This window comes from Actinomadura sp. BRA 177 (assembly GCF_013372625.1).
In the GTDB taxonomy this organism is placed as follows: domain Bacteria; phylum Actinomycetota; class Actinomycetes; order Streptosporangiales; family Streptosporangiaceae; genus Spirillospora.
Genome location: NZ_JABXFD010000312.1, coordinates 1 through 5,785, shown reverse-complemented (window position 1 = coordinate 5,785; position 5,785 = coordinate 1). Strand labels below are relative to the sequence as shown.

Below are 5,785 nucleotides of genomic sequence, written 5' to 3'. Positions count from 1 at the left end.
ATGAAAGAGCGCCATACATGGTTGGCGTGGTCCGCGTGTTACCGTAGTTGTGGAGAATAGACAGCTGCACCACGCCGGCCCGATTGTTGTTGTCAAGCGGGGGCCGGCATACGGGGTAGGTGGCCGCCTCGAGGGCGGGGAGATGGGTATTAGAGACAGCCCCGACGGTCCAATGCGCAGCATCGCTCGGGGCGTCCGGTGCGCAAGATCGCTCGGGGCGTCCAGTGCGCAGCGCCGCTCCGGGGGCAGCCGCGGAACGGCGTCGGCCCTGTGAGCGGTGGGCTAGGTCTCGTCGTGGCCCTCTTCGCTGTCGATCACGCCGTCGACGTAGCCGCGGGCGTACTCCCAGCTCACGTAGTCGACCGGGTCGGGGGAGAGGGCGGGCTCGTGGACGCGGGGGAGGCCGGCGTCCAGCAGGTGGCGCAGGTTGCCGTGCAGCAACTCCCAGTCGATGTAGTGCAGCTTGCCGCAGTCGCCGCAGTCGACGGTGAGCCCGCGCACGCCGAGCGGTTCCAGCAGCGCCCGGAACACTTCCAGATCGGCGAGGTCGGCCAGCACGTCCTCCCGCTCCGTCACGTTGAGCGGAGCGGTCTCGTCGCCGGGGTCGCCGAGCGCCGCCGCCGGATCCTCCGGGTCTCCGGCGAACGGGTCGAGCGGAGCATCGTCGTGCACACTCCCACGCTACTGCCGGACGCCCCGTGAGGTGCACCCCCCGCTCTTCTCTGTGCGCGAACAAGCACACGGCGTGCTGGTATGCCGGGAATGTTCGGCGCCGTCCATCTTGTTGGGTGATGTCATCAAGACCACGTGCCCGCCGTGCGCAACAGCCCGTCCCGCCGCGGACGGACGCCCTACCATGGGAACAGGGTCCCGCGTGACCTGGCCCGATGCCGCCACCATTACCGGGAAGGTTGTCATGAACCCCGCCGCCGAGCCCGACAAGATCCTCCCGCAGGGCCTGACCTTCGACGACGTGCTCCTGCTCCCGGGGTACTCCGACCTGCAGCCCGGCGAGGCCGACACCACGACCCGGCTCACCCGGCGGGTCTCGCTGCGGATCCCGCTCCTGTCGGCGGCGATGGACACGGTGACCGAGTCGCGGACGGCCGTCGCGATGGCGCGGCAGGGCGGCATCGGCGTCCTGCACCGCAACATGTCGATCGAGGACCAGGCCGAGGAGGCCGACCGGGTCAAGCGGTCCGAGTCCGGGATGATCACCAACCCGGTCACCTGCCTGCCGGACGCGACGCTCGCCGACGTCGAGGAGCTGTGCGCGCGCTACCGGATCTCCGGCGTGCCGGTCACCGACGTCCGCGGCGTACTGGTCGGCATCGTGACGAACCGCGACATGCGCTTCGAGTCCGACCTGTCCCGTTCGGTCCGCGAAGTCATGACCCCGATGCCGCTGGTGACGGCGCCGGTGGGCGTCTCGCGGGACGAGGCGTTCCGGCTGCTGGCCGGCAACAAGGTCGAGAAGCTCCCGCTCGTCGACGCCGACGGTCGGCTCAAGGGCCTCATCACCACCAAGGACTTCACCAAGAGCGAGCAGTACCCGGACGCCACCAAGGACGCCGACGGCCGGCTGCTCGTCGCCGCGGCCGTCGGCGTCGGCGAGGACGCGCTCCGCCGCGCCCGCGCGCTGATCGAGGCCGGCACCGACGTGGTCATCGTGGACACCGCGCACGGCCACTCTAAGGGCGTCGCCGACACGATCGCCGCGATCAAGGGCAACTCCGGCGTCGAGGTCGTCGGCGGCAACGTCGCCACCTACGCCGGCGCGAAGGTCCTGGTGGACGCGGGCGCCGACGCGATCAAGGTCGGCGTCGGGCCCGGCTCCATCTGCACCACCCGCATCGTCGCCGGCGTCGGCGTCCCGCAGATCACCGCGATCTCCGAGGCGGCCCGCGCGGCGCGGGAGGCCGGCGTACCGGTGATCGGGGACGGCGGCCTGCAGTACTCCGGCGACATCGCCAAGGCCCTGGTCGCGGGCGCCGACACCGTCATGCTCGGCAGCCTGCTCGCCGGCGTCGAGGAGTCCCCGGGCGAGCTGATCTTCGTCCACGGCAAGCAGTACAAGTCGTACCGGGGCATGGGCTCGCTCGGCGCCATGCGCAACCGCGAGCGCGGCGCGTCCTACTCCAAGGACCGCTACGCGCAGGCCGACGTCAGCGCCGAGGAGAAGCTGATCCCTGAGGGCGTCGAGGGCCAGGTCCCCTACCGCGGCCCGCTCGCCAACGTCGCGCACCAGCTCGTCGGCGGCCTGCACCAGTCCATGTGGTACGCGGGGACGCGGACGATCCCCGAGCTCCAGGAACGCGGCCAGCTCATGCGCATCAGCGCCGCCGGCCTCCGCGAGAGCCACCCCCACGACATCCAGATGACCGTAGAGGCCCCCAACTACCAGGGCCGCTGACCCACAGCCCGTCCAGCCCGCTCCCGTCGCGCGGGGCACGGCGTGTGCGGGGCATGGCCTGTGCGGGACGCCGCCTGTGCGGGGAGTTCGCCAAAAGCGGTACACAACCAGGTCTCGCCGTGTGGGGCACCGCGTGTGCGGGACGCTGCGTCTGCCGGGCGTTCGCCAAGGGCGGGTGCGCGCGGGCGGATCTTGTGTGTGCGGGGGGCTGACGTAAGCTCTTCCGGGGCTTGTTCCCGCGGTCGGCGGGAACACCGACCAGGCGATGACCGGCACGGCGCCGGGCGAGGAAGAGGGGCGCAGTGGCTGCTGAGGTGGAGATCGGCCGGGGCAAGAGCGGCCGCCGGGCGTACGCCTTCGACGACATCGGCATCGTGCCGTCCCGCCGGACGCGCGACCCCGAAGAGGTCAGCGTCGCCTGGCAGATCGACGCCTACCGGTTCGAGATGCCGCTGGTCGTCGCGCCGATGGACAGCGTCGTCAGCCCCGCCACCGCGATCGCCGTCGGACGGCTCGGCGGCCTCGCCGTCCTCGACCTCGAAGGGCTGTGGACGCGGTACGAGAACCCCGAGCCGCTGCTCGCCGAGATCGCCTCGCTGGACGACGTGCGCGCCACCCAGCGGCTCCAGGAGATCTACACCGAGCCGATCAAGGAGGAGCTGATCGGCCGCCGGATCGCCGAGGTCAGGGACGCGGGCGTCACCGTCGCCGCGCGGCTGTCGCCGCAGCGCACCGCCCAGTTCCACAAGGCCGTCATCGACGCGGGCGTCGACCTGTTCGTGATCCGCGGGACGACCGTGTCCGCCGAGCACGTGTCGGGACGCGCCGAGCCGCTCAACCTCAAGCAGTTCATCTACGACCTCGACGTCCCGGTGATCGTCGGCGGCTGCTCCACCTACACGGCCGCGCTGCACCTCATGCGGACCGGCGCGGCCGGCGTGCTGGTCGGCTTCGGCGGCGGTTCTGGGCACACGACGCGGACCGTCCTCGGCGTCGCTGTCCCGATGGCCACCGCGGTCGCCGATGTCGCCGCCGCCCGCCGCGACTACATGGACGAGTCCGGCGGACGGTACGTCCACGTCATCGCCGACGGCGGCATGGTCAACAGCGGCGACATCGCCAAGGCGTTCGCCTGCGGCTCCGACGCCGTCATGGTCGGCTCCCCGTTCGCCCGCTCCACCGAGGCGCCCGGGCGCGGCTACCACTGGGGCAGCGAGGCGCACCACGGCGACGTCCCGCGCGGCACCCGCCTCGATCTCGGGACGATCGGGACGATGGAGCAGATCCTGTACGGCCCGTCCCATGTCGCGGACGGCTCCATGAACCTCATCGGGGCGCTGCGCCGCGCGATGGCCACGTCCGGTTACACGGAGTTGAAGGAGTTCCAGCGGGTACAGGTCGTGGTGGCTCCCCGCCGGTCCACCGACTGAGAGCGAACCCACGCTCGTTCGGAGTGTTCGGGGGTGGACCCGTCCCTACTCTTGGGTAGGTACTGCTCGGAAACCGAACGATGTGGGGGGATACGCGATGACGGCATCACCGGTGACCGGCCTTGGAAGCTCCCGGCTGGGCCCGGCCGAACGGGCGGCGGCGCTCGACCGCATGGCCCGCGAGGAGTTCGACGTGGTCGTCGTCGGCGGCGGCATCGTCGGCGCGGGCGCGGCACTGGACGCGGCCACCCGGGGCCTGTCGGTCGCGGTGGTCGAGGCGCGCGACTTCGCGTCGGGGACGTCCTCCCGCTCCTCGAAGCTGATCCACGGCGGGCTGCGCTACCTGGAGCAGTACAACTTCGACCTCGTCCGGGAGGCGCTGACCGAGCGGAGCCTGCTGCTGCAGACGATCGCGCCGCACCTGGTGAAGCCCGTCCCGTTCCTGCTGCCGACGACGCACCGCGTGTGGGAGCGCGCGTACCTGGGCGCGGGCGTCGCGCTGTACGACGTGCTCGCGTTCCAGATGGGCAGCACCCGAGGCGTCCCGCACCACCGTCACCTGACGCGGCGGGGCGCGCTGCGGCTCGCGCCGTCCCTGCGCAAGGACTCCTTCACGGGCGCGATCCAGTACTGGGACGCGCAGGTCGACGACGCCCGCTTCGTCATGACGGCGCTGCGGACCGCCGCGCAGTACGGCGCCCAGATCGCGTCCCGTACCCAGTGCCTCGGTTTCCTGCGCGAAGGGGAGCGCGTCACCGGGCTGCGGATCCGAGACCTGGAAGCGAACACGACGAGCGAGGTCCGCGCCAAACAGGTGGTCAACGCCACGGGTGTGTGGACGGACGACATCCAGGAACTCGTCGGCGGACGTGGCCAGATCCACGTCAAAGCCTCAAAGGGCATCCACCTGGTCGTCCCCAAGGACCGCATCCACTCCTCGACGGGAATCATCCTTCGCACGGAGAAGTCCGTTCTCTTCGTGATTCCGTGGGGACGCCACTGGATCATCGGCACCACCGACACCGCATGGGACCTCGACAGGGCTCACCCTGCCGCGTCCAAGGCCGACATCGACTACGTCTTGGACCACGTCAACTCCGTCCTAAGCACCCCCCTGACCCACGACGACGTCGAGGGCGTCTACGCGGGCCTGCGACCGCTCCTCACCGGTGAGACCGACGAAACGTCCAAACTCTCGCGCGAACACGTCGTCGCGCACCCCGTCCCTGGCCTCGTGCTCGTGGCCGGCGGCAAGTACACGACGTACCGCGTCATGGCCAAGGACGCCATCGACGCCGTCGCGCATGGCCTCGACGGCAAGGTCGCCGAATCCTGCACGGACCTCATCCCGCTCGTCGGCGGTGACGGCTTCCAGGCCATGTGGAACGCCCGCCACCGCCTCGCGTCCCGCTCCGGCCTGCACGTCGCCCGCATCGAGCACCTCCTGCGCCGCTACGGCACGCTCGTGGACGACCTGCTCGAACTGATCTCCGACAAGCCCGACCTGGCCAAACCGCTGACCGGCGCCGACGACTACCTCCGCGCCGAGGTCGTCTACGCCGCCACCCACGAGGGCGCCCGCCACCTCAACGACGTCCTCGCCCGCCGCACCCGCATCTCCATCGAGACCTGGGACCGCGGCGTGCGCGTCGCCCAGGAGGCCGCCGACCTCCTCGCCCCCGTCCTCGGCTGGTCCAAGAAGCAGCGCGACCGCGAGATCGAGTACTACCGCAAGCGCGTGGAGGCCGAACGCGCCTCCCAGACCCAGGAGGACGACCAGGAAGCCGACGCCCACCGCAAGGGCGCCCCCGACATCGTCCCCACCGCAACCCCCTAACCCACCGACCGGCCCTGACGCTCCGGACTGTCAGTCGGCGGGCTCACCGCCCTGGTCGCGGACGAGTGAATGAGGGCCGACTCGGACATCCAGGGGGCTCAGGGG

The 5,785-nt window shown here is 71.0% G+C and carries 4 protein-coding genes; 3 read left to right on the top strand and 1 reads right to left on the bottom strand.

The window, feature by feature from the left end; all coding sequences use genetic code 11:
- Positions 1-282 precede the first annotated feature (282 nt).
- The gene (locus HUX53_RS15500) at positions 283-672 is read right to left on the bottom strand and encodes a DUF5319 domain-containing protein (protein WP_176403897.1); all 390 of its coding nucleotides are present in this window, start codon (positions 670-672) and stop codon (positions 283-285) included.
- A 244-nt stretch (positions 673-916) separates the two neighbouring features.
- Here HUX53_RS15500 and guaB point away from each other — a divergent pair, with 244 nt between their 5' ends.
- From guaB to glpD, 3 genes are all read left to right on the top strand, one after another.
- The gene (gene guaB, locus HUX53_RS15495; protein ID WP_176403899.1) at positions 917-2,413 is read left to right on the top strand and encodes an IMP dehydrogenase; all 1,497 of its coding nucleotides are present in this window, start codon (positions 917-919) and stop codon (positions 2,411-2,413) included.
- A 314-nt stretch (positions 2,414-2,727) separates the two neighbouring features.
- Positions 2,728-3,843: a GuaB3 family IMP dehydrogenase-related protein gene (locus tag HUX53_RS15490; protein ID WP_176403898.1), complete on the top strand. Its 1,116-nt coding sequence runs from the start codon at positions 2,728-2,730 to the stop codon at positions 3,841-3,843.
- A 97-nt stretch (positions 3,844-3,940) separates the two neighbouring features.
- Positions 3,941-5,680 (top strand): glycerol-3-phosphate dehydrogenase, encoded by a 1,740-nt coding sequence (gene glpD, locus HUX53_RS15485; RefSeq protein WP_176403896.1) that lies wholly within the window; start codon positions 3,941-3,943, stop codon positions 5,678-5,680.
- The last annotated feature ends 105 nt before the right edge of the window (positions 5,681-5,785 follow it).

Bases quoted from the DNA above. Each gene is read 5' to 3' on its own strand.
- glpD (WP_176403896.1), top strand. From the start codon at position 3,941: ATGACGGCATCACCGGTGACCGGCCTTGGAAGCTCCCGGCTGGGCCCG.
- guaB (WP_176403899.1), top strand. From the start codon at position 917: ATGAACCCCGCCGCCGAGCCCGACAAGATCCTCCCGCAGGGCCTGACC.